This window comes from Streptomyces sp. ISL-99 (assembly GCF_018614005.1).
In the GTDB taxonomy this organism is placed as follows: domain Bacteria; phylum Actinomycetota; class Actinomycetes; order Streptomycetales; family Streptomycetaceae; genus Streptomyces; species Streptomyces flavidovirens.
In genome coordinates, this window is the sequence record NZ_JAGGPC010000038.1 from 147,098 (window position 1) to 173,901 (window position 26,804).

The window sequence follows — 26,804 nt, forward strand, 5'->3', positions numbered from 1 at the left end:
CCGGCTCAGCGCTCGGGCGCGGCTTCAGGACGTGCGTACGTACGCCCTTTCCAGGCCGCGCCCCGCCCCCGGTAGTGCTGTACGGCGGAATCGACAGTCATCAGCAGATAGAGGACAGCGGTGAACGGCAGCAGCGGAGCGAGCCACAGCGGCTGCCGGTAGTAGCGCAGCACAGGAAGGTACGTAGCGGTCATTACCGCCCATGCCAGGCCGCCCGCCCATGCCGCCACACCGTCAACCGACAGCACACCGGCGCAGAGCGTGAGTGGGGGCGCGAGATACACCAGCGCGAGCCCCACGACCGTTCCCGCGAGCAGCGGCGGGCTGTGCCGCAGTTGCGCGTACGCGCTGCGCGACACCATCCGCCACAGGTCGCCGAGCCGCGGATACGGGCGCACGCTGTCCACGCCTTCGGCGAGCCCCAGCCAGATCCTGCCCCCACTGCGCCGCACCGCTCCGGCGAGTGACACATCGTCGATCACCGCCTGGCGGATCGAGTCGGGCACGCGCGCGCGTACCGCGGCCTCCGTGCGCAGCAGCACACAGCCGCCGGCGGCCGCCGCGGTCCGTGCCCCTGTTCTGTTGACCCACCGGAAGGGATAGAGCTGCCCGAAGAAGTACACGAACGCGGGAACGACCAACCGCTCCCACGCGCTGACGACGCGCAGCCGCGCCATCTGGGAGACCAGGTCGAGGTGGTTGGTGCGGGCCGCGGCCACCAGTTCGCGCAGGCTCCCTGGCGCGTGCGCGATGTCGGCGTCCGTAAGGAGCAGGTACTCCGGTTCGCGCCCGTCCTCGCGGCCCCGCTCGCGGGCCAGCGCGATGCCGTGCCGCAGGGCCCAGAGCTTCCCGGTCCAGCCCGGCTCCGGATCGCCGGGGGAGATCACCGTCAGCGGCAGCCCGCCGCGCAGGCCGGCCAGCTCCCGCGCCAGTGCGCCCGTACCGTCCTCGCTGCCGTCGTCGACCAGAATGATCTCCGCACGGCCCGGATAGTCCTGTGCAAGCAGCGACGGCAGGCTCAGGGGAAGCACTTGCGCCTCGTCGCGCGCCGGGACGACCACGGCGACATCCGGCCATACATCCGGCTCCTCGCGGCGCGGCAGACGCTGGTCGGTACGCCAGAAGAACCCGTGGCCCAGCAGCAGCCACCCCCACGCGGCCAGCGATCCCACGGCAATCCACGCAACAGCGCTCATTCGCCGCAGTCTGCACCACCCCGGCGGCCGCGCGAGGCCGGTCGACTATGGTGACCGGGTGAAGATCGCGCTAATGGACTCGGGAATCGGCCTGCTGCCGACGGCCGCCGCGGTGCGCCGGCTGCGGCCCGACGCCGATCTGGTCCTCTCCTCCGACCCCGACAACATGCCCTGGGGGCCGCGTACGCCGGCCGATGTCACCGAGCGCGCGCTCACCGTGGCACGCGCCGCCGCCGCGCACCGGCCCGACGCGCTGATCGTGGCCTGCAACACCGCCTCCGTGCACGCACTGCCCGCGCTCCGCGCGGCGCTGGAGCCCGGCATCCCGGTCATCGGCACCGTGCCCGCGATCAAGCCGGCTGCCGCGGGCGGCGGGTCCGTCGCCATCTGGGCCACGCCTGTCACCACGGGCAGCCCCTACCAGCGCGGCCTCATCCGTGACTTCGCCGACGGCGCGGCCGTCACCGAGGTGCCCTGCCCCGGTCTCGCCGACGCCGTGCAGCACGCCGACGAGGAGGCCATCGACCGCGCCGTCGCTGCTGCCGCCGCCCTCACTCCGCGCGATGTAAGGGCCGTCGTCCTGGGCTGCACCCATTACGAACTGGTCGTCGAGCGCATCCGCGCCGCTGTCCAGCCGCACGGGCTGCCGCCCGTCGTGCTCCACGGCTCCGCCGAAGCCGTTGCCGCCCAGGCACTGCGCCGCATCGGCGCCCGGCCCGCCCCGGCGGCCGCACCCGGCGCCGGTCTCACCGTGCTGCTCAGCGGCCGGGACGCCGCGCTGCCCGCCGCCGCGCTCGCGTACGCCGAGGGCCGCCTGCTGGACACGGTCGACGCCGCGCGCTGATCACCGTCCGGCCGGGGGCGGCCCTGCCTGGCGCTGCCCGCCATGCGGAACGTGAGTACGCTGCTGCGCATGAGGGACCACCCCCACAGCGAGGGGCGTCGTACCACGGAGCCTCTTCCCGCGATCTGGACCGGGCGCGCGACCAACCGCGCACAGTGGCTGCTCGCAGCCGCCGGCGCCGGCTGCCTCGCGCTCGGTATCAAGCTGGCCGTCGACTCGACCTGGACCTCCGGCCTCGCGCCGCTGGTGATGTCGGTCGTCGGCTGCCTGGCGGCCGGCCTGCTCATCCTTTTCGGGACGCTCGCCTTCGTTCACGTGGCGGTCAAGCTGGACAGCGACGCGCTCGAGGTCCGCTGCGGCCACATGGGCCTGCCGCGTCGCCGCATCCCGCTGGCCCACGTGGTGCGGGCGGAGTTCGCGCCCAGCGTCACGCCACGGCAGTGGGGCGGCTGGGGCTATCGCTGGCGTCCCGGAAAAGGGATGGCCGTGATCGTGCGCAGAGGCGAGGGATTCGTCCTGCGTCTGGGCGACGGCCGGATCTTCACGGTGACCGTGGACGACGCCGAGACGGCGGTACGCATCATCCGCGCCCACCTGCACGCCGCCACAACGGGCCCAACCCCCGGAAGCTGATCCCCCGGCTGCGGGCACCCGCGTACGGTGGGCCTCTCGAACGGGTCGGCGTTTACGTACGGGTCCGTGCCCGCGTACGGGTCGGCGTTCGCGAACGGGTCCGTGCCCGCCGTACGGGCCCGCGCCCGCGTGCGGGTCGGCGCCCGCGTACGGGTCGGGGTCCGCCGTACGGGCCCGCGCACGTGCTGCGTGTCGCAGGACGCCACCGTGCTTACGGCGAATGCAGCCCGTCCGGCGTTTGAGGACCGGGGTCCGGGGCGGAGCCCCGGTTTCGGGAAGGGGCGGGGTGGGGAAAAGCCGTCGGCCGCACCGCTGGTCTAACGGCTGCGCACCCGCGCCCCCGTCTCCGCCTGGGAAGGGCCCACACCGCCGCCCACACCACCGCCACCCCCGTCGTCCGACAGCCGCCGCGCCGTGGCCAGCCCTGCCAGCACCCCTGCGCCCGCCGTCACCGCCGTGAAGCTGAGCGCGTTGCAGACGCCCGCCAGGGCCGCGACGGCCGTGAGCGCCGCCGCCGCGGTCAGGACCACCGGAGTGTCGCGGGGCGAGCGCCACAGCCCGTACAGCAGCCAGCCGAAGGCGGCGCCCAGCAGAGCGACCCCGGCAACGCCCTGCTCGGCGGCCAGCTGCAGCGGCGCCGAGTGGGGTTTGCCGTCGGACTGCGGCGTCTGCTGCGCGGTCGGGCTGAGCCTGCCGAACCGGTCGGGGCCCGCGCCGCGCGCCGGGTGCTCCTTGGCGAGGTCGAGCGCGTCCCGCCACAGCAGTACCCGGTTCACCGTCAGCTGCCCCTCCAGCGAGACGGTGAGACCGCGCGGCAGCGCGTCCTCGGTCACCGCCCACGAACCACCCACCACGAGCCCCGCCGCCAGGGCAAGGCCCGCCAGGCCCGCGCCCCGGCGGGGCACCCGGCCCGCCGCCAGCGAACACAGCAGTACACCCAGCGCCGCCGCGAACCCGGCGACGGAACCGAGCACCAGCGCCGTCACGGCGACCCCGAGCGCCAGCAGCCTGAGCGCGAGCCGCAGCGGATACGGCCGCGCCGCCCACGCCGCACAGCAGGCCGCGCCCGAGGCCAGCGCCAGAAGCGCGGCACTCGCGCCCGTACTCCCGAACCGCTGCCCGGCGGCGGCCGCGCCCGCCAAGTCCCCCGGTAAGCCATGGCCCGCACGCAGCGGGACCGCCAGGGCGAGCGCGGCGAGGGCGGCGGCCGAGGCGGCGGCGACCGGCAGCAGCGAGCCGCAGATCCGACCGCAGGCGTAAGCCCCGGCGACGGCGAGCACGGCCAGCAGGACGCCTTCGGGCCTGGCCTCCCGCCCCGCCGCGGCGACCAGCGACCAGACCGCGCAGCCGCCGAGGATCACGACTCCGGCGGCATCGGTGAGAGCGCCGCGTTCGCGCGCGCCGGACCGTACGGCCGGTACAGCCATCCCGTCGACCCCCCGACCTGAGACGGGCCCCGCCCACCACGGCCGGACCGGGCCGGGTGTCAGGGGCTGGCGCACACGGTAATGGCAGGGGCGATGATTTGTGTACAGATCGCGCAGGAACGTGCTTCAGACGCGCAGGAACGTGCTTCAGACGCCCGGACCGCCCTCTCGATACCCCGCCCGGCCACCGTAGACTCCGCCTGGTGAGCGCCACCCCCACTGCCATGAACCAGCCCGCAGAACAGCTGGCCCCGCACTCCGATGCCACCCCGCGCGGGAGAAGAATGCTGACCCGGCTCGTGGCCCCGGCCGCCGCCGCTCTCTCCGGTCTGCTCCTGTACGCGAGCTTCCCGCCCCGCCCGCTGTGGTGGCTGGCGCTGCCCGGCTTCGCGCTGCTCGCCTGGTGTCTTTACGGGCGCAGGGCGCGGGCCGCGTTCGCGCTGGGTCTCCTCGCGGGACTCGGCTTCCTGCTGCCGCTGCTCAGCTGGACCGGCGAAGAGGTCGGCCCGGTGCCCTGGCTGGCGCTCGCCGCCGCCGAGGCGCTGTTCGTCGCGGTGTGCTGTGCCGGCATCGCCATGGTGACGCGACTGCCGCTGTGGCCGGTGTGGGGCGCGGCCGTGTGGATCCTGGGTGAGGCGGTCCGGGCGCGCGTACCGTTCGGCGGGTTCCCCTGGGGCAAGATCGCTTTCGGGCAGGCGGACAGCGTTTTCCTGCCCCTCGCCGCGGTCGGTGGCACCCCGGTGCTCGGGTTCGCGGTCGTACTGTGCGGCTTCGGACTCTACGAAGCGGTGCGCCAGTTCCGCACGTACCGCTCGACCGGCGAACTGCCCCGCAGGGGTGCTGCCGTCGCCGCTCTGACGATCGTCGTGCCGGTCACGGCTGCCCTGGCCGCCCTGCCGCTCGTCGACGACTCCGCGCAGGACGGCACCGCGACGGCCGCCGCGATCCAGGGCAACGTGCCGCGCCTCGGCCTCGACTTCAACGCACAGCGCCGGGCCGTACTGGACAATCACGCACGCCGCACGGAACAGCTCGCCGCCGACGTCGAGGCCGGCAAGGTGTCCCGGCCGGACTTCGTCCTGTGGCCGGAGAACTCCTCCGACCTCGACCCCTACCGCAACAGCGACGCCCGCATGGTGATCGACCGGGCCGTTCGCGCGATCGGCGCACCGACGGTCGTGGGAGCGGTACTCACACCGGAGACGGGAAAGCTGCGTAACACGCTCATCGAGTGGGACCCGGAGCGCGGCCCTGTCGCGACGTACGACAAGCGGCATGTCCAGCCGTTCGGCGAGTACATCCCGATGCGTTCCTTCGTACGGCTCTTCAGCTCCGACGTCGACCGGGTACGCAGGGACTTCGGCCCGGGAAACAAGGTGGGTGTCTTCGACCTCGCGGGCACCAAGGTGGGGCTCGCCACCTGCTACGAGGCGGCCTTCGACTGGGCGGTGCGGGACACCGTCACGGGCGGGGCCCAGCTCATCGGCGTACCCAGCAACAACGCCACCTTCGGGCGCAGCGAGATGACGTACCAGCAGCTCGCGATGTCCAGGGTGCGGGCCGTCGAGCACAGCCGGGCCGTTGTCGTTCCCGTGACCAGTGGAGTCAGTGCCGTCATCCAGCCGGACGGCGAGGTCGTCCAGAAGACACGGATGTTCACGCCGGACGCACTGGTCGCCGAGGTGCCGCTGCGCTCCTCGCTGACCCCCGCGACGCGTCTCGGTACGATCCCCGAGGGCGTACTGGTGGTGCTCGCCGGGGCCGGTCTCGGGTGGGCCGTGTTCCGCGGTGTACGGGCCCGCCGGGGTACGTCCGTGTGAGCCCCCCCTGTGAGTTCCGGCTGAGTTCCGGGTGAGTTCTCCGTCAGGGAGGGCCCGTTAGGGTCGGGCCATGGCAACTCCCGAATTCATCCGCGAGCTCCGGGCCACCGCGGGTCACCAGCTCCTCTTCCTGCCGGGCGTCAGCGCCATCGTCTTCGACGAGGCGGGCAGAGTGCTGCTCGGCCGTCGCGCCGACACAGGCAAGTGGTCGGTCATCGGCGGCATCCCGGAGCCGGGGGAGCAGCCGGCGGCCGCGGTCGTGCGCGAGGTGTACGAGGAGACCGCCGTGGAGTGCGTGGCGGAACGCGTCGTTCTCGTACAGGCGCTGAAGCCGGTCGAGTACCCGAACGGCGACCGGTGCCAGTACATGGACATCACTTTCCGGTGCCGGGCGGTCGGCGGTGAGGCACGCGTCAACGACGACGAGTCGCTGGACGTGGCCTGGTTCTCGGTGGACTCCCTGCCGGACCTGCACGAGTTCGCTCTCCTGAGGATCAAGCAGGCCCTCACCGACGAACCCACATGGTTCGAGCCCACCGCTCAGGTCTGAAGTATGGGCTGCGACCACATCGGTGCCGGCGGGAGCGCTGCCTAGGGTCGTGGGCATGACCGCGCCCACCACACACTCCACCGCACACCCCGCGCACCACCCCGGACCCGACCTCGACGGCCGCACCGCGCTCGTCACCGGCGCGGCGGGCGGCATCGGCCGTGCCTGCGTGCTGCGGCTCGCCGCCGCCGGAGCCGAGGTCAGAGCCGTCGACCGGGACGCGGAAGGGCTCGAGGCCCTCACCGGGCAGGCCCAGGGCCTCGCCGGAGTGGTGGAGCCGCAGATCCTCGACCTCACCGACCTCGACGCGGCGGAGCAGGCGGCGGCGGGCACGGACATTCTGGTGAACAACGCGGGGCTGCAACTGGTCCGCCCCATCGAGGAATTCCCACCCGACGTCTTCCACACTGTCCTGACCGTGATGCTGGAGGCGCCGTTCCGGCTGATCCGGGGAGCGCTTCCGCACATGTACGGGCAGGGCTGGGGGCGTATCGTCAACATCTCCTCCGTGCACGGACTGCGCGCCTCCGCGTACAAGTCGGCGTACGTCGCCGCCAAGCACGGGCTCGAAGGGCTCTCCAAGACCGCCGCGCTCGAGGGCGCCGAGCACGGCGTCACATCGAACTGCGTCAATCCCGGATACGTCCGCACCCCGCTCGTGGAGCGCCAGATCGCCGACCAGGCGGCCGCCCACGGGCTGCCGGAGGAACGCGTACTGGCCGACGTACTGCTCAAGGACTCGGCGCTCAAGCGCCTCCTCGAACCGGACGAGGTCGCCGAGGCGGTCGCGTACCTGTGCGGCCCGCAGGCGTCGTTCATTACGGGAACTTCACTGCCCCTCGACGGCGGCTGGACCGCTCACTAGCTGGTTGAGTATGTCCATGTCCCACGATCAGCCACCCAGCGGCAGCGAAGTCCCGTACCTGGAACTTCTCGCGCGCGGGGCCGCCGCCGACGCCTACGAGCGGCCCGTGCTGGTCGCCCGCGCGGACGGCGCGCCGCCCGGGACGCTCGCCGCCCTGGAAACCGCGAAGACGCACGCCCTGCGGGTACGCGCCGAACTGGAGGGGCGCAGACGGCGCGAAGCCGAGCTGTCCGCGCTCTACGAGACCGCCCACGACCTTGCGGGGCTGCGCGACCTGGGCGCCGTACTGGCGGCGATCGTGCAGCGGGCGCGGTCACTGCTGGGCACGGAGGTCGCGTATCTGAGCCTCAACGACCCGGTCGCGGGCGACACGTACATGCGGGTCACCGAAGGGTCGGTGTCGGCGCGCTTCCAGCAGCTGAGGCTCGGCATGGGGGAGGGGCTCGGCGGACTCGTCGCCCAGACCGCCCGCCCCTACGCGACCGAGAGCTACTTCGACGACCCCCGCTTCCAGCACACCTGGACCATCGATTCGGGCGTACGCGACGAAGGCCTGGTCGCGATCCTCGGCGTACCGCTCACGCTCGGCAGCCAGGTCATCGGCGTCCTCTTCGCCGCCGACCGCCGCGCCCGCGTCTTCGAGCGCGAACAGATCGCGCTGCTCGGCTCGTTCGCCGCCCACGCGGCTGTCGCCATTGACACCGCGAACCTGCTGGCGGAGACGCGCTCGGCGCTCGCCGAACTGGAGAAGGCCAACGAGATCATCCGCGACCGCAGCGGCGTCATCGAGCGCGCCTCGGAGGTGCACGACAGGCTCACCGAACTGGTGCTGCGCGGCGGTGGCGTCCACGACGTGGCCGGCGCGGTGTCGGAAGTGCTGGACGGGAACGTCGAGTTCACGGAGGCCGACGGGGAACCCGCGGGCACGGACGGCCATGCGGTACGGCGCGGCGACGACTGGGTCGTCAGCGTCGCGGCCGGTGGTGAACTCCTCGGCGCGCTCGTCCTGCACGGCCACCCCGACCTGGACCCCGTCGATCAGCGAACGCTCGAACGTGCCGCCATGGTGACGTCATTGCTGCTGCTGGCCAGGCGCTCGGCGGGCGAGGCGGAGCAACGCGTACGGGGCGAACTCCTCGACGATCTCCTCGACGCCCCGGACCGCGACCCCCGCCTGCTGCGCGAACGCGCCGCCCGGCTGAGCGCCGACCTCGACGCCCCTCATGTGGTGCTCGCCGCCCGCATCGAAGCGCCTCGGGCGGCCACCGTGGAGCGGGAGAGCGCGGACCGCAGGCGGCTCTGGTCCGCGGCCTCGCACCTCGCGGCGACCGGGCACGGCCTCGCCGCGGCCCGCGGCGGCGGCACCGTGCTGCTGCTGCCGCTGGGCAGTGGCGACAGCGCCGCGGCCCTCGCGCGCCGGACGGCGAAGCACCTGGGCGGCGCCCTGCGCGAGCCGGTCACGGTCGGAGCCTCGGGGCCGGTGGACGCACCCGCGGCGCACCCCGGTGCGGTGGCGGGGGCGTACGAGGAAGCACGCCGTTGTGTCGACGCGCTGCGGCTGCTGGGCCGCTGCGGGGAAGGAGCGGCGGCGGAGGACTTCGGGTTCCTCGGCCTGCTGCTCGCGGACAGCCGGGACGGGCGTTCCGGAGGCGCCATCGAAGGGTTCGTACGCCGCACGATCGGCGAGGTGATCGAGTACGACCGGCGCCGGGGAACCGACCTGGTGCGCACCCTGGACGCGTACTTCGCGTGCGGCATGAGCCCCGCCCGAACGAAGGACGCACTGCACGTCCACGTCAACACGGTGGCGCAGCGCCTGGAGCGGATCGGCAGACTGCTCGGCGCGGACTGGCAGTCGCCGGAGCGCGCACTGGAGGTGCAGCTGGCGCTGCGGCTGCATGGACTGTCGGGGGCGATCACGCGCTGAAAAACGGCCGTGTACGGGAACGCTCTTCGGGCGTTCCCGTACACGGCCGTTCGCGTAGTACGTGCACGTGTACGTGCGCCTCCGCTCAGACGCTGCGAGTGCCGGCGGCCCGTACGGCAGCGTCTTCTTCCCCGCTCGGCTTCGCCTCGATGTCCCCCAGGTCCCGGTGCCGGGTCTCCTTGGCGCATCCGACCGCGACCACCGTGATGAGCGCGGCGGCGATGACATACAGGGCGATCGGCGTGGAGGAGCCGTAGTCGGCGAGGAGGGCGGTAGCGATCAGCGGCGCCGGGGCGCCGGCCGCCACGGAGGAGAACTGCGCGCCGATCGAAGCGCCGGAGTAACGCATACGGGTGGCGAACATCTCCGAGAAGAAGGCTGCCTGCGGTGCGTACATCGCGCCGTGGAAGACCAGTCCGACCGTCACGGCGAGGAGCAGGTTCCCGAAGGTCTTGGTGTCGATGAGCATGAAGAACGGGAACATCCACAGGCCGACGCCGACCGCACCGAGCAGATAGACGGGCCGGCGCCCGACCCGGTCCGACAGGGCGCCCCACGCGGGGATCACCGCGAAGTGGACGGCCGAGGCGATCAGTACCGCGTTGAGAGCGGTCTGCTTGCTGAGCTGTGCCTCTGTCGTCGCGTAGACGAGGATGAAGGCGGTGATGACGTAGTAGCTGATGTTCTCCGCCATGCGGGCACCCATCGCGACCAGCACATCGCGCCAGTGGTGACGAAGGACGGCGACCAGCGGCATCTTCTCGGCGACGGCCGACGCGCTCTTACGGGCCTCTGCCTGGGCCAACGCGGCCTTGAAGACCGGCGATTCATCGACAGAGAGACGAATCCACAGACCGACGATCACCAGCACACCGGACAGCAGGAAGGGTATGCGCCAGCCCCACGCGAGGAAGGCGGAGTCCGACAGCAGCGCGGTCAGAGCGGACAGCACCCCGGTGGCGAGCAACTGCCCGGCGGGCGCCCCGGTCTGCGGCCACGAAGCCCAGAAACCACGCCGCTCGGCGTCCCCGTGCTCCGACACCAGCAGAACCGCCCCGCCCCACTCGCCCCCGAGCGCGAAGCCCTGGACGAGCCGCAGCACGGTGAGCAGGACGGGCGCGGCGGAGCCGATGGCGGAGTGCGTCGGCAGCAGACCGATGGCGAAGGTGGCGCCCCCCATCAACAGCAGGCTCAGCACCAACAGCTTCTTGCGGCCGAGCCGGTCGCCGTAATGCCCGAAGACGAGCGCCCCGAGCGGCCTGGCCGCGAAGCCGACCGCGTAGGTCAGGAAGGAGAGCAGGGTCCCGACGAGGGGGTCGGAGTCGGGAAAGAACAGCTTGTTGAAGACCAGCGCGGCGGCAGATCCGTACAAGAAGAAGTCGTACCACTCGATGGTCGTGCCGATGAGGCTGGCTGCGACGATGCGCTTGAGCGAGCTCGGCGCTGGTGGAGCGGATGCGGGGGCGGCCATGAACACCACTTCCGGACGGTTGGCGGGGACGTTTCCGTGTCGCCATACCGTAGAAACGCGCAGGTCAGCGGCACATGTGGTGGGACACCATAGTTCCGGGGACGGCTGTGCGCCCGGCCACCATGACAGGCACCTGGGCGCTGCTCCGAGCACCTTGTGCAAGGCCGGCAGGCGCCTGCCTGAGTTTGCGCGCTTCACCGGATCAAGAGGTCGGCGCGCGCACTCGTTCGCGACTGTCTACGCGCCGCCGGGCGCCCGGTCTCTGCGGCGGCGTGGCAGCGACGAGTCCCGCACCACCAGCTCCGGCTGGAGCACGATCCGCTGGTGCTCGTGCGTGTCCGCCGCGTCGCCGGTCTCCTCGATGAGCAGGTCGGCGGCCATCCGCCCCATCTGGAAGGCCGGCTGGCGTACGGAGGTCAGCGGCACAGCGGCCGCCGAGGCGAACTCGATGTCGTCATAGCCGACCAGGGCGACGTCGTCGGGCACGCTCACCCCGGCCCCGTACAGCGCCTGCAGCACCCCCAGTGCGAGCAGATCGTTCGCGCAGAACACCGCGGTCGGGCGGGACGACATGCCCAGCAGCCGGGCACCCGAGTCGCGACCCGCCGCCACGTCGAGCCGCTCGGCCTCGATCAGCCGCAGCCGGTCGGCCGGCAGACCGGCCTCGGCCAGCGCCTGGAGGGCTCCGGCCTGCCGGTCCCGGCACTGGTCCAGGTGCAGAGGGCCGCTGACGTACGCGATCTCGGTGTGGCCCCCGGCGATGAGATGGCGTACGGCCAGGGCTCCGCCCGTGACGTCGTCGACGGAGACGGAACACCCCTCCGTGCTGGGGGCCACCCGGTCGACGAGCACGTACGGGATGCCCTGCCGTCTGAAGGCGCGCAGGTTACGGCCGGTGGGGTCCACCGGAGTGATCAGTACGCCCCGCACCCGCTGCTCACTGAAGAGGCCGAGGTACTCGCTCTCCTCCGTGGCACTCTGGCCGCTGTTGCACAGCATCACCCCGAGCCCGGCCTCCCGCGCGGACCGTTCGGCGCCGGAGGCGACGTCCACGAAGAACGGGTTGGCCATGTCGAGCACCAGCAGGGAGATGATCCGGCTGCGGCCCGCCCGCAACTGGCGGGCGGACTCGCTGCGTACATAGCCCAGCTGGTCGATGGTGGCCAGGACACGCGCCCGGGTCTCCTCGGTCACCGACTCCGGCCGGTTGATCACGTTCGAGACCGTGCCGACGGACACCCCGGCGAGCCGGGCGACGTCCTTGATACCCACCGACTGTGCCATCAGGCAGAGACCTCCACGAGCTCCAGTCCGGTCAGACCGGCCAGCGCGCGCAGGTCGGGCAGCAGGCTCCCCGTGGCGAGCGCCCAGTGGTGGGCGACACCGCTCGCACTCCACGCGTCGGTCCATTCACCGGGGTCGCAGCCGAAGTCGACGCGTGACGTCGTGTTGCCGATCTTCAGCAGCGGGCCGCCGACCACTTTACCTTCGGAGGCGACGAGCTTGTACCTTCCGTCCCGGGTCTGCCCCAGCCCGACCAGCGTCACCGGACCGTGCCTGACGTCGAACTCCACCGATACGCCCCAGCCGCGCTTGCCGTGGTAGGCGCCGAGTCCGCCTGCCACGAGCCCGATGCGGGGCTTGCGGGCGACGGCGGGGGTGCGTACGAAGGTCATGACGTCCTTCCTTCACGGATTCGGTCACTGAGGCAGGCTGAAGTCCACGACGCGGATCGGCGAGGGCGTCGTACCGCTCGACTTCTGCTGGTACATGATCGACAGCACGTTGTCCTGCTTGAGCCGCATCTCGTCGATGACGACCTCGCCGAAGGCGTTCAGGCCGCTGCCGTCGTACAGGGTCTTCCAGTCCGTGTAGTTGGAGGCCTTCGACGCGGCGGCGATACGGCCGAAGGGGAAGACCGCGTAGGCGTTGTCGTACTTGTCCAGGACCAGCTTGGTGCGCTGGCTGGAGTTCAGCGGCACCGGGATCTCGGTCTTCTTCCAGGCGCCGGTCGTGATGTCCTTGCGGACGTGGAAGACGCGGCCGTTGGCCGTGCGGTCGTTGACGTAGTTGGTGGTGCACGGGGTGAACCGGCCCGGGACGTAGCTGATGAGCGCGTGCGGGCGGCTCGCCGAGTCGGTGTCCTGGCTCTCCTGGTTCATCAGGGAGTGGTCGGGGCCGAGCGGATCGGCGACCAGCCCGGCGTCGGTGACGGCGACCTTGTCGCTGCCCCCGGTGGTGCCTACGACAGCGCCGGCGTTGTTGCGCCAGGTGCGGCCGCGGTCGGTGGAGTAGACGTAGCCGGTGTCGTGGTTGGTGATGCCTCCGCCGTTGCACATCACGGCGCCGTTCTGCTCCCGCCAGGTGAAGAAGGCGTGCAGCCTGCCGTCGGCGCTGTAGTCGATGCCGTGCAGGTACATGTTGCGGGCGGTGCTGGAGCCGTGCTCGCTGGTGTACGTGCCGGTGGAGCTGGACCACTCGCCGAGCGCCGTCCACTTCGTACCGTCGTATTCGGCGAGCGCGTTGCGCCCGTTGCCGGAGACGGCGACGCGGTAGCTGAGCTGGAGGCGCCCCTCGGGCGTGGCGACGAACTGCGGATAGGTGAACTGCGAGGTGAGGCCGAGTCCGTCGAGGGTGGTCTGCACGCCGCCGAACTCGGTTGCCGTCCAGGCCCGTCCGGCCGGGTTGTCGAGCAGACCGGCGGCCGACTTCACATAGAAGAAGCCGTCGCTGTGCGAGTCCATGTTGAGGTGCAGGCGGCCGTCTGTCTTCGACACGCCCATGGATATGACGTTGTGCGAGTCGTTGTAGCGCAGCTTGTGGGCGAGCTTGACGGTCTGCCAGCTCGACGAGCCGAGCGCCCGGCGGGCGACGACCGCACTGCGGTCGGCGGTGTACCAGGTGGCGTACTGGTAGCTCTTGTAGGTCAGCAGACCGTTCTTCTGGAAGGAGTTGTTGTTGACCAGGCCGTTGTACGACACGAAGTACAGGGCCTGGGAGTCGAGTGCGGTGTCGGCGACCTTACTGACCGCCGGGGCGGGATCGGCTGCCTGTGCCGCCGTACCGGGCAGGGACACAGCGGTGAACATGGCGGCGCCGAACACCGCGACGGCCAGGGGTCGTCTCATCGGGGTCTCTCCGTCTTCTCGGTTCTCTGACTTATCGGGGTTCTCTGACTTCTCGGGTTCTGCTGAGCAAGGTGGAACACTTCGGTGAGCGGTTTCATCGCCTCGTCCGGCCGGTCGCCGTCGAGCGCCTCGAAGAACTCACCCATCTCGGCCTGCCAGCGGGCGTTGACCTCGGTGGCGGCCATGGCGGCCTGGGCCCTGGCGAAGTCCTCGGTCTCCAGATAGCCGACGAGCAGACCGTCGTCGCGCAGGAAGAGCGAGTAGTTGTGCCAGCCGGTGGCCGAGAGAGCTTCGAGCATGTCGGGCTGGTTCATGGGGGACTCCTCAGCGGCCGCGGTCGATGACCAGCAATGCCGTGAAAGGTTTCAACGAGGTTTCACGGAAGCTAGGCGGCGTAACCCGGGTCAGTCAATGGTTCAACAGCTGAAGCTTGCACAGCTTGCCCTTTTCGCAATGTGCGCACGGCCGCCCCGCCTCGGCCCTTGACAGCGCCTGCGGCCCCCCATAGCTTCCCCTCGATGAAACGATTCACGAGCCGATCCATGCACCCGCATGGCATACAGGAGCGCTGACGATGACGAGCCGATCCGACGTCCCAGCCGTGAAGGCAGCTCTCGAGACCCAGGCCGTCGAGACGCCGTCCTGGGCCTACGGGAACTCGGGCACACGTTTCAAGGTGTTCGCCCAGCAGGGAGTCCCGCGCACGCCGCAGGAGAAGCTGGACGACGCCGCCCGCGTCCATGAGCACACGGGCGTCGCCCCGACCGTCGCCCTGCACATCCCCTGGGACAAGGTCGACGACTACGGGGCCCTCGCGACGTACGCGAAGGAGCGGGGCGTACGCCTCGGCACCATCAACTCCAACGTCTTCCAGGACGACGACTACAAGCTCGGCAGCGTCTGCCACCCCGACGCCGCAGTGCGCCGCAAGGCCGTGGCCCACCTGCTGGAGTGCGTCGACATCATGGACGCCACCGGCTCCCGCGATCTCAAACTCTGGTTCTCCGACGGCACCAACTACCCGGGCCAGGACGACATCCGCTCGCGCCAGGACCGGCTCGCGGAGGCCCTGGCCGCCGTCTACGAGCGGCTCGGCGACGACCAGCGGATGCTGCTGGAGTACAAGTTCTTCGAGCCCGCCTTCTACACCACGGACGTGCCCGACTGGGGAACCGCCTACGCGCACTGCCTGAAGCTCGGCGACAAGGCGCAGGTCGTCGTGGACACCGGGCACCACGCGCCCGGCACCAACATCGAGTTCATCGTGGCGCTGCTGCTGCGCGAGGGGAAGCTCGGCGGCTTCGACTTCAACTCCCGCTTCTACGCCGACGACGACCTGATGGTCGGCGCCGCTGACCCGTTCCAGCTGTTCCGCATCATGTACGAGGTGATCCGCGGCGGCGGTCTCGCGTCCGACGTGGCCTTCATGCTCGACCAGTGCCACAACATCGAGGCGAAGATCCCGGCGATCATCCGGTCCGTGATGAACGTCCAGGAAGCCACGGCCAAGGCGCTGCTGGTGGACGGTACGGCGCTGGCCGAGGCACAGGTCTCCGGCGATGTGCTGGCCGCCAACGCCGTCCTGATGGACGCGTACAACACCGATGTGCGGCCGCTGCTCGCCGAGGTGCGCGAGGAGATCGGCATCGACCCGGACCCGATCGCGGCGTACCACCGCTCGGGCTGGGCACAGAAGATCACCGAAGAGCGCGTGGGCGGGACCCAGGCCGGATGGGGAGCTTGATCGACATGGCACAGCACGAAGCGGTGGACGCGCTGCTGGAGCGTTCACACCGGCTGGGCGCCGACCCGCGCAACACCAACTACGCGGGCGGCAACACCTCGGCCAAGGGCACCGCTGTCGACCCGGTGACCGGCGACGGCGTGGAGCTGATGTGGGTCAAGGGGTCCGGCGGCGACCTGGGCACCCTCAAGGCGGAGGGCCTCGCCGCCCTGCGCCTGGACCGGCTGCGGGCGCTGACCGACGTCTACCCCGGGGTGGAGCGCGAGGACGAGATGGTCGCCGCGTTCGACTACTGCCTGCACGGCAAGGGCGGGGCTGCGCCTTCGATCGACACCGCCATGCACGGACTCGTGGACGCCGCCCACGTCGACCACCTCCACCCCGACTCGGGGATCGCGCTGGCCTGCGCGGCCGACGGCGAGAAGCTGACCGCCGAGTGCTTCGGCGACCGGGTGGTGTGGGTTCCCTGGCGGCGCCCCGGCTTCCAGCTGGGCCTGGACATCGCCGCGATCAAGGACGCCAACCCGCAGGCCATCGGCTGCGTCCTGGGCGGGCACGGCGTCACCGCGTGGGGCGCGACCTCCGAGGAGTGCGAGGCCAACTCGCTGCACATCATCCGTACCGCCGAGGCGTTCCTCGCCGAGCGCGGCCGCCCTGAGCCCTTCGGGCCGGTGCTGGAGGGGTACGAGCCGCCGGCCGAGACCGAGCGCCGCGCGCGGGCGGCCGCGCTCGCCCCCTTCATCCGGGGCCTGGCGTCCCAGGACCGGCCCCAGGTCGGGCACTTCAACGACTCCGACGCCGTCCTGGACTTCCTGGCCCGCGCCGAACACCCCCGGCTCGCCGCCCTGGGCACGTCCTGCCCGGACCATTTCCTGCGTACGAAGGTACGGCCGCTGGTCCTCGACCTTCCGCCGTCCGCGCCCCTGGAGGAGGCGGTGGCCCGGCTGAAGGAGCTGCACACCGCGTACCGCGAGGAGTACGCCGCCTACTACCAGCGGCACGCGGACACCGACTCGCCCGCGATGCGCGGCGCCGACCCGGCGATCGTCCTGGTGCCGGGCGTGGGGATGTTCTCCTTCGGCAAGGACAAGCAGACCGCGCGGGTCGCGGGCGAGTTCTACGTCAACGCCATCAACGTGATGCGCGGCGCCGAGGCCGTGTCGGTGTACGCGCCGATCGAGGAGCGCGAGAAGTTTGGAATCGAGTACTGGGCGCTGGAGGAGGCCAAGCTCCAGCGGATGCCCCGGCCCAAGCCGCTGGCGACGCGGGTGGCGCTGGTGACGGGCGCCGGCTCGGGCATCGGCAAGGCGATCGCACACCGGCTGGTAGCCGAGGGCGCCTGCGTGGTCGTCGCCGACCTGAACGCCGAGGCGGCCGCGGCCGTCGCCGAGGAACTGGGCGGCGCCGACAAGGCGGTGGCGGTCACCGTCGACGTGACCTCCGAAGAGCGGATCGCGGAGTCGTTCCAGGCCGCGCTGCTCGCCTTCGGCGGGGTCGACCTGGTCGTCAACAACGCCGGAATCTCCATCTCCAAGCCGCTCCTGGAGACCACGGCCAAGGACTGGGACCTCCAGCACGACATCATGGCCCGCGGCTCCTTCCTGGTCTCCCGGGAGGCCGCGCGCGTGATGACCGCCCAGGGCATGGGCGGCGACATCATCTACATCGCCTCGAAGAACGCCGTCTTCGCAGGCCCCAACAACATCGCGTACTCCGCCACCAAGGCCGACCAGGCCCACCAGGTGCGGCTGCTCGCCGCCGAACTGGGCGAGCACGGCATTCGCGTCAACGGCGTCAACCCGGACGGTGTGGTGCGCGGGTCCGGCATCTTCGCGGCCGGCTGGGGTGCGAAGCGGGCCGCGGTGTACGGGGTCGAGGAGGAGAAACTCGGTGAGTTCTACGCGCAGCGGACCCTGCTGAAGCGGGAGGTGCTGCCGGAGCACGTCGCGAACGCGGTGTTCGCGCTGACGGGTGGTGAGCTCACGCATACGACGGGGCTGCACGTGCCGGTGGACGCGGGCGTGGCGGCGGCGTTCCTGAGGTAGGGGGCGCGGTCGCCTGCGGGGCGGGGAGAAGCCCCGCAGGCGACCCACCCGCCCGCCCTCGCCCGTCACCACCCCACCCGACCCGCACCACTACGAGGACTCCATGCGCCCCACCCACACCTTCGCCGCCATCGACCTCGGCGCCTCCAGCGGACGCGTCATGGTCGCCAGGGTCGGCACTGAATCCCTGCACCTGGAAGAGGTGCACCGCTTCCCGAACAGACCCGTGAGGGTCGGCGGCACCCTGCACTGGGACATCCTCGCGCTGTACCGCGGCGTGCTGGACGGCCTGCGGGCGGCCGGGGCGGCGGCGGGCGGACGGCTCGCGGGGATCGGGATCGACAGCTGGGCCGTCGACTACGGGCTGCTCGACGCTGACGGCGCGCTGCTCGGCAACCCCGTGCACTACCGGGACACCCGTACGGAAGGCGCACCGGAGAAGGTCGCCGCCGTGCTGCCGCCCGAGGAGCTGTACGCCGCCACCGGGCTCCAGCACCTGCCCTTCAACACCGTCTACCAGCTCGTCGCCGCCCAGGGCACGCCCCTGCTCGCGGCGGCGGACCGGCTGTTGATGGTCCCCGACCTGATCTCGTACTGGCTCACGGGCCGAACCGGCACCGAGATCACCAACGCCTCCACCACCCAGCTCGTCGACCCGCGCACCCGTGACTGGTCACCGGTCGTCGCCGCCCGCCTCGGACTCGACCTCGGGCTGTTCCCGCCGCTGCGCAGCCCCGGCGACCCTGCCGGGCTCCTGCGGGCGGAGGTGCTGGCGGAGACGGGGCTGACCGGGCCGGTGCCGGTGACGGCCGTCGGGTCGCACGACACGGCCTCGGCGGTGGTCGGGGTACCGGCGGCGGGTGACGACTTCGCGTACATCGCCACCGGCACCTGGTCGCTGGCCGGCCTGGAACTCGACCGGCCCGTGCTCACCGAGGAGTCCAGGGCGGCGAACTTCACCAACGAGCTCGGCGTGGACGGCACCGTCCGCTACCTCCGCAACATCATGGGCCTGTGGCTCCTCCAGGAGTGCCTGCGCGCCTGGGAAGCGCAGGGCGACCCGCAGGATCTCCCCGCACTGCTCGACGATGCCGCACGGGCGGCGCCGCTGCGCTCCGTCGTGGACGCGGGCGATCCGGCGTTCCTCGCCCCGGACGACATGCCGCGCCGTATCGCGGACGCCTGCGCCCGCACCGGGCAGCCCGAGCCGCGTACGCCCGCCGAGATCACGCGCTGTGTGCTGGACTCCCTCGCGCTGGCCCACCGCCGGGCCGTCGAGGACGCCCGGGCGCTCTCGGGCCGGGAGGTCAACGCCGTACACATCGTCGGCGGGGGCGCGCACAACACTCTCCTGTGCCAGTTGACGGCGGACGCCATCGGGCTGCCGGTGGTCGCGGGCCCCGCGGAGGCCGCGGCTCTCGGCAACGTGCTGGTCCAGGCCCGCGCCGCCGGGTTGATCAGCGGCGGACTGGCCCGGTTGCGGGCGCTGCTGCGCGCCACCCAGACCCTGCGGTACTACGATCCGGCGGGCGACCGTACGGCCTGGGACGAGGCCGCGGACCGCATCGCCACAGGCCGAGGGAAGGAGGACGGGACATGCGCGTAGCTCTCTTCGTCACCTGCGTCAACGACACGCTCTATCCGCACACCGGGCAGGCCGTCGTACGGCTGCTGGAACGGCTGGGCGTGGAGGTCGGCTTCCCGCAGGCCCAGAGCTGTTGCGGGCAACCGCAGTTCAACACCGGCTACCGGCACGAGACCGAGCCGCTGGTACGGCGCTTCGACGCGGCCTTCCAGGAGTACGAGTACGTCGTCACCCCGTCCGGTTCGTGCGCCGCGATGGTGCGCGACAACTACCCGCGGATCGGGGCCAGGTCCGCCGCCGAGGGACGCGGCCAGGCGCTCGCGGAAGCTGCGGCACGGTCGGTGCCCAAGACGTACGAACTGACCGAGTTCCTGGTCGACGTGCTGGGCGTCACCGATGTCGGGGCGTACTTTCCGCACTCCGTGACCTATCACCCCACTTGTCACGGCCTGCGCATGCTGGGCCTGCGCGACCGGCCCCGCAGGCTGCTGGAACAGGTGAAAGGCCTCGAACTGCGCGAGCTGCCGGGCGCCGAGGAGTGCTGCGGCTTCGGCGGCACCTTCGCCGTGAAGAACCCCGCCGTATCGGCGGCGATGGGCGCGGACAAGGTACGCGACATCGAAGGCACCGGAGCCGAGGCGGTGTGCACGGTCGACAACTCCTGCCTGATGCACATCGGAGGCACGCTCGCCAAGCTGGGCTCCACGGTCCGGCCCGTGCACATCGCGGAGATTCTCGCCGCGACCGAGGAGGAGCCCTACGCATGAGCGGTACCTATCTGGGAATGCCCGCGTTCCCCAAGGCGGCCGAGGATGCCGTACGCAACGTGACGCTGCGCGGCAATCTCCGGCACGCCACGCACACCATCCGCGACAAGCGCGCCAAGGCCGTGGCCGAGCTGGAGGACTGGGACCGGCTGCGGACGGCGGGCAAGGACATCAAGGACCGGACGCTGCGTCACCTCGACGGCTACCTCCTTCAGTTGGAGGAGGCGGTCACGGCGGCGGGCGGGACCGTGCACTGGGCCGCCGACGCCGAGGAGGCCAACCGGATCGTCACCTATCTGGTGAAGGCGGCCGTCGGCAGTGACATCGAGAAGTGTGAGGTCGTCAAGGTCAAGTCGATGGCCACGCAGGAGATCGGGCTGAACGAGGCGCTGGAGGCCGAGGGCATCGCGGCGTACGAGACGGATCTCGCCGAGCTCATCGTGCAGCTCGGCGACGACCGGCCGTCGCACATCCTGGTGCCCGCCATCCACCGCAACCGGGGCGAGATCCGCGACATCTTCGAGGAGAAGATGGGGAGTTGGGGCAGGGCTGCCCCGGCCGGGCTGACCGACAACCCGTCCGAACTGGCCGAGGCGGCCCGCGTCCATCTGCGGGAGAAGTTCCTGCGTGCCAAGGTCGGCGTCTCCGGCGCCAACTTCATGGTGGCGGAGACCGGCACCCTCGTCGTGGTCGAGTCCGAGGGCAACGGGCGGATGTGCCTGACCCTCCCCGAGACGCTGATCTCTGTCGTGAGCATCGAGAAGGTTGTTCCGACCTGGCAGGACCTCGAAGTGTTTCTGCAGACCCTCCCGCGCTCCTCGACGGCGGAGCGGATGAACCCGTACACGAGCATGTGGACGGGTACGACGGACAGTGACGGGCCGCAGACCTTCCACCTGGTGCTGCTCGACAACGGCCGTACGGACACACTGGCCGACGAGGTCGGGCGGCAGGCGCTGCGCTGCATCCGCTGCTCGGCCTGCCTGAACGTGTGCCCGGTGTACGAGCGGGCGGGCGGCCACGCGTACGGCTCGGTCTACCCGGGGCCGATCGGCGCGATCCTGAGCCCGCAGCTGCGCGGCACGGGCAGCGAGGTCGACGCCTCGCTGCCGTACGCGTCCTCGCTGTGCGGGGCCTGCTACGACGTGTGCCCTGTCGCCATCGACATCCCGGAGGTGCTTGTGCATCTGCGGGAGCGGGTGGTGGAGGGCGGCGAGGTGACCAGGAACGGGGAGCGGGTCACCATCAAGCCGGCGAAGGGGCACGCGGTCGAGCGTGCGGCGATGCGCGCGGCACGCTGGACACTGGACCACCCGGGCGCGCTGCGGGCCGGGCAGCGGCTGGCGTCCCGTACCCGCCGCATCCATCCGAAGCGGCTGCCGGGACCGGGGCGCGCGTGGAGCGACACGCGCACGCTGCCCGAGATGCCCGCGGAATCGTTCAGGGACTGGTGGCAGCGCACGCGTGGAGGATCCCAGTGAGCAGCAGTAGCGGCAGCAGTAGCAGGGGTAACAGCGGTAGCAGGGAACGGGTGCTGGCGCGGGTACGCAGGGCGCTGACGGATGTGCCGCGCGACGAGCGGCCGCAGGATGTCCGGGTGGAGCGCGGCTATCTGCGCGTGCACGGCGACCGGACGACCGAGCAGACGGTCGAACTGCTCGCGGAGAACCTGGCGGACTACCGGGCTCTTGTGCACCGGGTGGACGCCGCAGGGCTGCCCCAGCTCCTGAAGCGGCTCCTGGCCGCACACGGCTCGCAGTCGGTGCTCGTACCGCCGGGGCTCCCGCCCCGTTGGTTGGCCGCCGCCGACCCGGCCCTGGTGCACGACCGGGAGGCGGACACGGCGTACGAACTCGACGCCGTGGACAGCGTGGTGACGGGCTGCGCGGTCGCGATCGCCGAGACCGGCACGATCGTCCTGGACGGCGGTCCCGATCAGGGCAGGCGCCGGATCACTCTGGTGCCCGACCACCACATCTGCGTCGTACGGGTGCCGGACCAGGTCGTCGGGTCCGTACCGGAAGCGCTCGAACGGCTGGACCCCCGGCGGCCGCAGACCTGGATTTCGGGTCCCTCCGCCACCAGCGACATCGAGCTGAACCGGGTCGAGGGCATCCACGGCCCGCGCATGCTTGAGGTGGTCCTGGTCGACGACAGGGCCGAGGGGCAGGCCCCTGCATGACGGCCCCGGCGCCTCCCGGCGCCGGGGCCGTCATCGGCAGTGGGCCGTCGGCCGGTCAGCGCCCGAGCAGGCGCTTCATCTTCTTGCCCTTGGGCGACTCGTCCAGCGTCTTCCACAGCTTGGCGGAGCCGGTGTAGGTGTAGACGCCCGGGGCTCCCTGCTCGGCGCAGCCGTCTCCGTACGACACGACGCCTATCTGATAGACGCCCTGACGGCCGGGCAGCTTGCGGAACAGCGGGCCGCCGCTGTCACCCTGGCACGAGTCCCTGCCCTCGACGCCGGCGCAGACGTTGACCTTCTTGTCGTAGCCGGGGTAACTGGCTTTGCACTCGATGTGCGAGAGCACCGGCACGTTCACCGCACGCAGCCGGTCGGGGTACTTGGGGACCTCGGTGTCGGTGTTGCCCCAGCCCGCGACCGTGGCCGAGGCGCCGGGCCGGATCAGGGCGTCGGTCCCGACGGTCGGCAGGTGGACCGGAGCCGTGCCCCGGACCGGCTTGTCCAGCGTCAGCAGCGCCATGTCGTACGCCTCGTCGCCCTTGGCGTACCGGGGGTGGACGACGATGTCGGCCACGTTGCGCAGCGATCCCTGACGCTTGTCCGACAGCAGGGTACGGCCGACCGTGACCTCGATGGTCTTGGCCTTGGTGCCCTCGACGCAGTGCGCGGCGGTCATCACGACGTCCTGCGAGAGCAGGCTGCCGCCGCAGAACTGCCGGTCCACGGCGCTGCCCCTGCCCTTGTTCAGCAGCGCGGTCATGAACGGGTACGAACCGTTGGGCTTCTCAACGCCGCCGATGATGTAGGCGCTGGGCCGGTCGCCGTCTTTCGCCACCGGCGCCGGCGCCGCCTGGGCCGTACTCGCGCCCGATATGAAAAGGGTGAGCGCCGTGCCGGCCGCGAGACCGGCGACGGTCGTCCGCCCGGAGCGGCGGAGGAATGGAATTCGCATGGGGGGTTTCTCCGATTCGGTGAAATGACACCACGCGGCATACGGGCGCATGACGACCGACGGGTCGTCAGAAGCCCTGCGCAGAGCGGGTGTTGTGACGCCGACCTACATTAGAAGCCCCATATGAGCACGTCAAAGAATCAGTGCGGAATTCGTCGACGACATCTCGCGCTCTGTTTCCCGCACATGTTCCCGTACATGGTTCCCGCCTCTCTCAGACGGAAAAAGGAAGGGCCGGGTTCACTCGTCGGCCAGATTTCTTATCTGCCGTGGTCGGTCATCGGCCGTGTCGGACTGCGCAACGACGGGCTCCTCGAATTCTTCGAGGCCGGAATGACCTGGGCCGGCTCTCGCTGCCCTACTCGTCAGCGTTCGCCGGTACCGGTCCGGTGGTCCGCTGGTAGATGTCGGGGATGCCGTCGTGGTCGTCGTCCCGGTTCTCTTCCTCGTACAGGCGGCGGTAGATCCCGTTGCGGCGCTTGATCAGCAATGCGGCCAGGCCCGCCGCGATGAGTGATCCGATGAGGACTGCGGCCTTGATGTGTTCAGCCGCGGACGGGTCGGGGAAGGCCAGTTCACCGATCAGCAGGGCGACGGTGAATCCGATCCCGGCGAGCACAGCGAGGGCGAAGACGTCGGCCCAGGCCAGGTCCGGGTTCAGCCGGGCTCGCGTGTAGCGGGCGGCCAGGTACGTGCCGGCGAAGATGCCCAGGGTCTTGCCGACGACCAGTCCCAGCACCACTCCGAGCGGCTCCGGCTGGGTGAAGACCTCTCCGAGCGACGCGGCGGAGACTCCGACGCCTGCGGCGAAGAGAGCGAACAGCGGCACCGCGACTCCCGCCGACACCGGGTGCAGGAGGTGGGAGGTCCGCTCGGCCGGCGTGGACGTCTCGTCCTTGTCGCGGGTGGTGCGCAGGATCAGGCCCATGGCGACACCGGCGACGGTGGCATGGACGCCGCCGTTGTACATCAGGGCCCAGGTGGTGATGCCGAGGGGGGCGTACCACCACCAGCCCCGCACGCGGTGGCGCTGGAGGAGGTAGAAGACGACCAGACCGGCGAGGGCTCCGCCGAGGGCCATGAAGTTCAGATCGCTGGTGAAGAAGATCGCGATGATGAGGATCGCACCCAGGTCGTCGACGACGGCAAGGGTGAGCAGGAAGGCCCGGAGTGCGGCGGGCAGGTGGGTGCTGAGGACCGCCAGGACGGCCAGTGCGAAGGCGATGTCGGTGGCCATGGGCACCGCCCAGCCTTCGAGGCTGCCTCCGCCGGACATGACCGTGGCGGCGTACAGGGCGGCCGGCACCACCATGCCGCACAGGGCGGCGACGACCGGCAGGGCTGCTGTGGCGGGGGTGCGCAGTTCACCGACGACGAATTCACGTTTCAGCTCGATGCCCGCGACGAGGAAGAAGATGGTGAGAAGTCCGTCGGCGGTCCAGTGCTGCACCGAGAGGTCCAGGCCGATGGCTGGTACGCCGAAGTGGAAGTCGCGTATCTGCTCGTAGACGTCGCTCCATGGGGTGTTCGCCCACACCAGCGCCACTACTGCGGCGGCCAGGAGCACCAGACCGCCGACCGTTTCCGTTCTCAGCGCCTGGGTTACGGCTGTGCGCTCAGGCAGTGGCAACAGGCCGAGAAAAGGGGAACGCTCGCGCGGGGCAGCGGCCATCAGGGAAATCCTCCGGGGCATCGGCACAAGGGCATGGAGCCCCTAGGACGCCGACCAGACTTCCCGGCACACCGCGCGTCCGATGCGGCCGCTTCGGGCGGGCCGTTGACGCGTTCTTCGCACCCTAACTGCCTTCTCCGAATCCCGCCAGACACCGTTTCACCTGCTGAAACCGCTGAAACGCAGAACGAGCGGGTCCGTACACACCAAGGCGCGAGATGTGTACGGACCCGCTCAGGAGCCGGGCCGCAGGGCGGTCAGACGGTGGTCTTCACCGGCTCCTCGTCTGTGTCGGCCTTTTCCGTCTCGCCGGCGTTGCGGGCGCGGACGTACTCCAGGAAGGAGTTCAGTTCGCGCTTGACGACCGGGGCGAGCAGGTACAGGCCGATGATGTTGATGACGGCGAGCATGAACAGCACGGCGTCGGCCATGGCGATCAGGGTCTCCAGCGTCAGCAGCGATCCGGCGATCACGAACACCGTGTAGACGATCTTGTACGTCGTCTCGCTGGCCCGGCTGCGGCCGAAGAGGTGCGTCCAGGCCTTGAGGCCGTAGTAACCCCAGGTCAGCACGGTGGAGATGGCGAACAGCATCACCGCGACGGTGAGGATGTACGGGAACCAGGGCATGACCGTGCCGAACGCGTCCGACGTGATGGTGACGCCGCCGATGGACTCGCCCTTGCGGGCCTCGGCCCAGCTGGCGGGGTTGGCGATGACGATGGTCAGTGCGGTCATCGTGCAGATGACGACGGTGTCGATGAACGGCTCCAGCAGGGCGACCAGGCCCTCGCTGGCGGGGTGCTTGGTCTTGACCGCGGAGTGGGCGATCGGCGCGGAGCCGAGACCGGCCTCGTTGGAGAACGCGGCCCGCATGAAGCCGATGATCAGCGCACCGATCACACCGCCGGCGACACCCTCGGCGTTGAAGGCGCCCTCGATGATCGTGCCGATCGCGGCCGGGACAGCGGTGACGTGGGTCACGATGACGACCAAGCAGGCGGCGATGTAGATGCCGGCCATGGCGGGCACGAGCTTGCTGGTGACGTTGGCGATCGAGCGGATGCCGCCGAGGAGCACGATGCCGACGAGCGCGGCGATGAGGATGCCGAAGAACAGGGCGCCGGCGGAGGAGCCCATCAGGCCGCCCTCGCCGCCGGTGACGGAGACCAGCTGCGCGTACGACTGGTTGACCTGGAAGAGATTGCCGCCGAAGAGGCCGAAGAACAGGATCATGAAGGAGGCGAGGACCCCGAGGACCTTGCCGAGGGTCTTGCCCTTCTTGCCGAAGCGCTCGGCCAGGCCCTTGGGCAGGTAGTGCATCGGTCCACCGGAGACCGTGCCGTCGGCGTGCACCTCGCGGTACTTCACACCGAGGGTGACCTCGACGAACTTGGTGGCCATGCCGAGCAGGCCGCACAGGATCATCCAGAAGGTGGCGCCGGGGCCACCGATGGAGACGGCCACCGCGACACCGGCGATGTTGCCCAGGCCGACGGTGCCGGAGACGGCGGCGGTCAGGGCCTGGAAGTGGTTGACCTCGCCGGTCGAACCCTTCTCGTCGTACTTGCCGCGCACCACATCGATGGCGAGGCGGAATTTGCGGACCTGTACGAAGCCGAACCAGCCGGTGAAGACGAGACCGGCGACGACGAGCCAGGCGACGATGAGGGGCAGGTCCGCCCCGCCGACGGACACGGAGTGGAAGACGATTTCCCCGAGCCAGGTGGCTATGGGCTCGAAGAAACCGCTGACGGCTTCGTCGATGTTCTGGGTGATGGAGTCGAGTGACACTGTGGCTACCTCGATGGCGCAGGGCCGGGGCACGGGAGGAGTGCTGCCGGTGGGTGTGCGGTATTTGAGCGAACGCCGTTGTCCGATCGGCGACCCTGGGCGCGGTCCGTGGACTCGGACCGTGATCACCCTGGTCGTGCTGCCGGTGCGTGCCGGCCACTCCGTACGGCGGCTGGGGGTGGTGCCACCTGCGGAGTTGCGCA

Annotated in this window: 20 protein-coding genes and 2 pseudogenes; 12 read left to right on the forward strand and 10 right to left on the reverse strand. The window is 70.8% G+C overall.

Annotation, left to right across the window (positions count from 1 at the left end; all coding sequences use genetic code 11):
• Positions 1-5: 5 nt before the first annotated feature.
• Positions 6-1,196, reverse strand: a complete 1,191-nt coding sequence (locus tag J7E91_RS23440; protein ID WP_214908008.1) for a glycosyltransferase — start codon at positions 1,194-1,196, stop codon at positions 6-8.
• Between the two features lie 58 nt (positions 1,197-1,254).
• Between J7E91_RS23440 and J7E91_RS23445 the strand changes: the two genes are divergently transcribed.
• Positions 1,255-2,040 carry a glutamate racemase gene (locus J7E91_RS23445; protein WP_214908010.1) on the forward strand — a complete coding sequence of 262 codons (786 nt, stop codon included), beginning with the start codon at positions 1,255-1,257 and terminating at the stop codon, positions 2,038-2,040.
• 69 nt (positions 2,041-2,109) lie between these two features.
• Complete coding sequence (locus tag J7E91_RS23450) at positions 2,110-2,673, forward strand: hypothetical protein (RefSeq protein WP_214908011.1); 564 nt, start codon at positions 2,110-2,112, stop codon at positions 2,671-2,673.
• A gap of 317 nt (positions 2,674-2,990) precedes the next feature.
• On the opposite strand, the gene J7E91_RS23455 is transcribed toward J7E91_RS23450, so the two are convergent.
• Complete coding sequence (locus J7E91_RS23455) at positions 2,991-4,100, reverse strand: O-antigen ligase (protein ID WP_214908013.1); 1,110 nt, start codon at positions 4,098-4,100, stop codon at positions 2,991-2,993.
• Positions 4,101-4,303: 203 nt separating this feature from the next.
• Between J7E91_RS23455 and lnt the strand changes: the two genes are divergently transcribed.
• From lnt to J7E91_RS23475, 4 genes are all read left to right on the forward strand, one after another.
• Complete coding sequence (gene lnt, locus J7E91_RS23460) at positions 4,304-5,920, forward strand: apolipoprotein N-acyltransferase (protein WP_374224769.1); 1,617 nt, start codon at positions 4,304-4,306, stop codon at positions 5,918-5,920.
• 70 nt (positions 5,921-5,990) lie between these two features.
• Positions 5,991-6,470, forward strand: coding sequence for an NUDIX domain-containing protein (locus J7E91_RS23465; RefSeq protein ID WP_214908015.1), 480 nt, complete (start codon positions 5,991-5,993; stop codon positions 6,468-6,470).
• 55 nt (positions 6,471-6,525) lie between these two features.
• Positions 6,526-7,335 carry a 3-hydroxybutyrate dehydrogenase gene (locus J7E91_RS23470; RefSeq protein ID WP_214908017.1) on the forward strand — a complete coding sequence of 270 codons (810 nt, stop codon included), beginning with the start codon at positions 6,526-6,528 and terminating at the stop codon, positions 7,333-7,335.
• Positions 7,336-7,345: 10 nt separating this feature from the next.
• Positions 7,346-9,262 carry a GAF domain-containing protein gene (locus J7E91_RS23475; RefSeq protein ID WP_214908019.1) on the forward strand — a complete coding sequence of 639 codons (1,917 nt, stop codon included), beginning with the start codon at positions 7,346-7,348 and terminating at the stop codon, positions 9,260-9,262.
• An 85-nt stretch (positions 9,263-9,347) separates the two neighbouring features.
• Here J7E91_RS23475 and J7E91_RS23480 read toward each other — a convergent pair whose 3' ends face one another.
• The 5 genes and pseudogenes from J7E91_RS23480 to J7E91_RS23500 form a co-directional block, all read right to left on the reverse strand.
• Entirely contained in the window at positions 9,348-10,733 is a 1,386-nt protein-coding gene (locus J7E91_RS23480; RefSeq protein ID WP_214908021.1) for an MFS transporter, read from the reverse strand.
• Between the two features lie 237 nt (positions 10,734-10,970).
• The gene (locus J7E91_RS23485) at positions 10,971-12,017 is read right to left on the reverse strand and encodes a LacI family DNA-binding transcriptional regulator (RefSeq protein WP_214908023.1); all 1,047 of its coding nucleotides are present in this window, start codon (positions 12,015-12,017) and stop codon (positions 10,971-10,973) included.
• Positions 12,017-12,349: pseudogene (locus J7E91_RS23490) on the reverse strand (arabinose isomerase); the annotation flags it as partial. The gene J7E91_RS23485 and the pseudogene J7E91_RS23490, both read right to left, overlap by 1 nt.
• An 84-nt stretch (positions 12,350-12,433) precedes the next feature.
• On the reverse strand, positions 12,434-13,861 hold the full coding sequence (locus J7E91_RS23495; RefSeq protein WP_214908024.1) for a BNR repeat-containing protein: 1,428 nt from the start codon (positions 13,859-13,861) through the stop codon (positions 12,434-12,436).
• Positions 13,862-13,926: 65 nt separating this feature from the next.
• Positions 13,927-14,166 (reverse strand): annotated as a pseudogene (locus J7E91_RS23500) (L-rhamnose mutarotase); the annotation flags it as partial.
• Between the two features lie 269 nt (positions 14,167-14,435).
• Between J7E91_RS23500 and rhaI the strand changes: the two are divergent.
• The 6 genes from rhaI (at position 14,436) to J7E91_RS23530 (ending at position 22,184) form a co-directional block, all read left to right on the forward strand.
• Positions 14,436-15,605, forward strand: a complete 1,170-nt coding sequence (gene rhaI, locus J7E91_RS23505) for an L-rhamnose isomerase (protein ID WP_214908028.1) — start codon at positions 14,436-14,438, stop codon at positions 15,603-15,605.
• Between the two features lie 5 nt (positions 15,606-15,610).
• A complete protein-coding gene (locus J7E91_RS23510; protein WP_214908030.1) occupies positions 15,611-17,650 on the forward strand; it encodes a bifunctional aldolase/short-chain dehydrogenase in 2,040 nt (679 codons plus the stop codon).
• A 103-nt stretch (positions 17,651-17,753) separates the two neighbouring features.
• Complete coding sequence (locus J7E91_RS23515) at positions 17,754-19,256, forward strand: rhamnulokinase family protein (protein ID WP_214908032.1); 1,503 nt, start codon at positions 17,754-17,756, stop codon at positions 19,254-19,256.
• Entirely contained in the window at positions 19,247-20,002 is a 756-nt protein-coding gene (locus J7E91_RS23520; RefSeq protein ID WP_214908034.1) for a (Fe-S)-binding protein, read from the forward strand. Before J7E91_RS23515 ends, J7E91_RS23520 begins: the two co-directional genes overlap by 10 nt.
• Positions 19,999-21,483 carry a lactate utilization protein B gene (locus J7E91_RS23525; protein WP_214908035.1) on the forward strand — a complete coding sequence of 495 codons (1,485 nt, stop codon included), beginning with the start codon at positions 19,999-20,001 and terminating at the stop codon, positions 21,481-21,483. Before J7E91_RS23520 ends, J7E91_RS23525 begins: the two co-directional genes overlap by 4 nt.
• A complete protein-coding gene (locus J7E91_RS23530) occupies positions 21,480-22,184 on the forward strand; it encodes a lactate utilization protein C (protein WP_214908036.1) in 705 nt (234 codons plus the stop codon). The genes J7E91_RS23525 and J7E91_RS23530 overlap by 4 nt, the downstream gene beginning before the upstream one ends.
• Positions 22,185-22,239: 55 nt before the next feature.
• Here the strand turns inward: J7E91_RS23530 and J7E91_RS23535 are convergent, their stop codons facing one another.
• From J7E91_RS23535 to J7E91_RS23545, 3 genes are all read right to left on the reverse strand, one after another.
• Positions 22,240-23,136 (reverse strand): trypsin-like serine protease, encoded by an 897-nt coding sequence (locus J7E91_RS23535; RefSeq protein WP_214908037.1) that lies wholly within the window; start codon positions 23,134-23,136, stop codon positions 22,240-22,242.
• Positions 23,137-23,494: 358 nt separating this feature from the next.
• Positions 23,495-24,808 carry a Na+/H+ antiporter NhaA gene (nhaA, locus tag J7E91_RS23540; protein ID WP_214908038.1) on the reverse strand — a complete coding sequence of 438 codons (1,314 nt, stop codon included), beginning with the start codon at positions 24,806-24,808 and terminating at the stop codon, positions 23,495-23,497.
• Positions 24,809-25,065: 257 nt separating this feature from the next.
• Entirely contained in the window at positions 25,066-26,601 is a 1,536-nt protein-coding gene (locus J7E91_RS23545; protein ID WP_214908039.1) for a sodium:alanine symporter family protein, read from the reverse strand.
• Positions 26,602-26,804 lie beyond the last annotated feature (203 nt).

Coding starts and splice junctions, on each gene's coding strand:
- J7E91_RS23440 (WP_214908008.1), bottom strand. CDS start 1,196: ATGAGCGCTGTTGCGTGGATTGCCGTGGGATCGCTGGCCGCGTGGGGG.
- J7E91_RS23450 (WP_214908011.1), top strand. CDS start 2,110: ATGAGGGACCACCCCCACAGCGAGGGGCGTCGTACCACGGAGCCTCTT.
- J7E91_RS23455 (WP_214908013.1), bottom strand. CDS start 4,100: ATGGCTGTACCGGCCGTACGGTCCGGCGCGCGCGAACGCGGCGCTCTC.
- J7E91_RS23465 (WP_214908015.1), top strand. CDS start 5,991: ATGGCAACTCCCGAATTCATCCGCGAGCTCCGGGCCACCGCGGGTCAC.
- J7E91_RS23470 (WP_214908017.1), top strand. CDS start 6,526: ATGACCGCGCCCACCACACACTCCACCGCACACCCCGCGCACCACCCC.
- J7E91_RS23475 (WP_214908019.1), top strand. CDS start 7,346: ATGTCCATGTCCCACGATCAGCCACCCAGCGGCAGCGAAGTCCCGTAC.
- J7E91_RS23480 (WP_214908021.1), bottom strand. CDS start 10,733: ATGGCCGCCCCCGCATCCGCTCCACCAGCGCCGAGCTCGCTCAAGCGC.
- J7E91_RS23485 (WP_214908023.1), bottom strand. CDS start 12,017: ATGGCACAGTCGGTGGGTATCAAGGACGTCGCCCGGCTCGCCGGGGTG.
- J7E91_RS23495 (WP_214908024.1), bottom strand. CDS start 13,861: ATGAGACGACCCCTGGCCGTCGCGGTGTTCGGCGCCGCCATGTTCACC.
- rhaI (WP_214908028.1), top strand. CDS start 14,436: ATGACGAGCCGATCCGACGTCCCAGCCGTGAAGGCAGCTCTCGAGACC.
- J7E91_RS23510 (WP_214908030.1), top strand. CDS start 15,611: ATGGCACAGCACGAAGCGGTGGACGCGCTGCTGGAGCGTTCACACCGG.
- J7E91_RS23515 (WP_214908032.1), top strand. CDS start 17,754: ATGCGCCCCACCCACACCTTCGCCGCCATCGACCTCGGCGCCTCCAGC.
- J7E91_RS23520 (WP_214908034.1), top strand. CDS start 19,247: ATGCGCGTAGCTCTCTTCGTCACCTGCGTCAACGACACGCTCTATCCG.
- J7E91_RS23525 (WP_214908035.1), top strand. CDS start 19,999: ATGAGCGGTACCTATCTGGGAATGCCCGCGTTCCCCAAGGCGGCCGAG.
- J7E91_RS23535 (WP_214908037.1), bottom strand. CDS start 23,136: ATGCGAATTCCATTCCTCCGCCGCTCCGGGCGGACGACCGTCGCCGGT.
- nhaA (WP_214908038.1), bottom strand. CDS start 24,808: ATGGCCGCTGCCCCGCGCGAGCGTTCCCCTTTTCTCGGCCTGTTGCCA.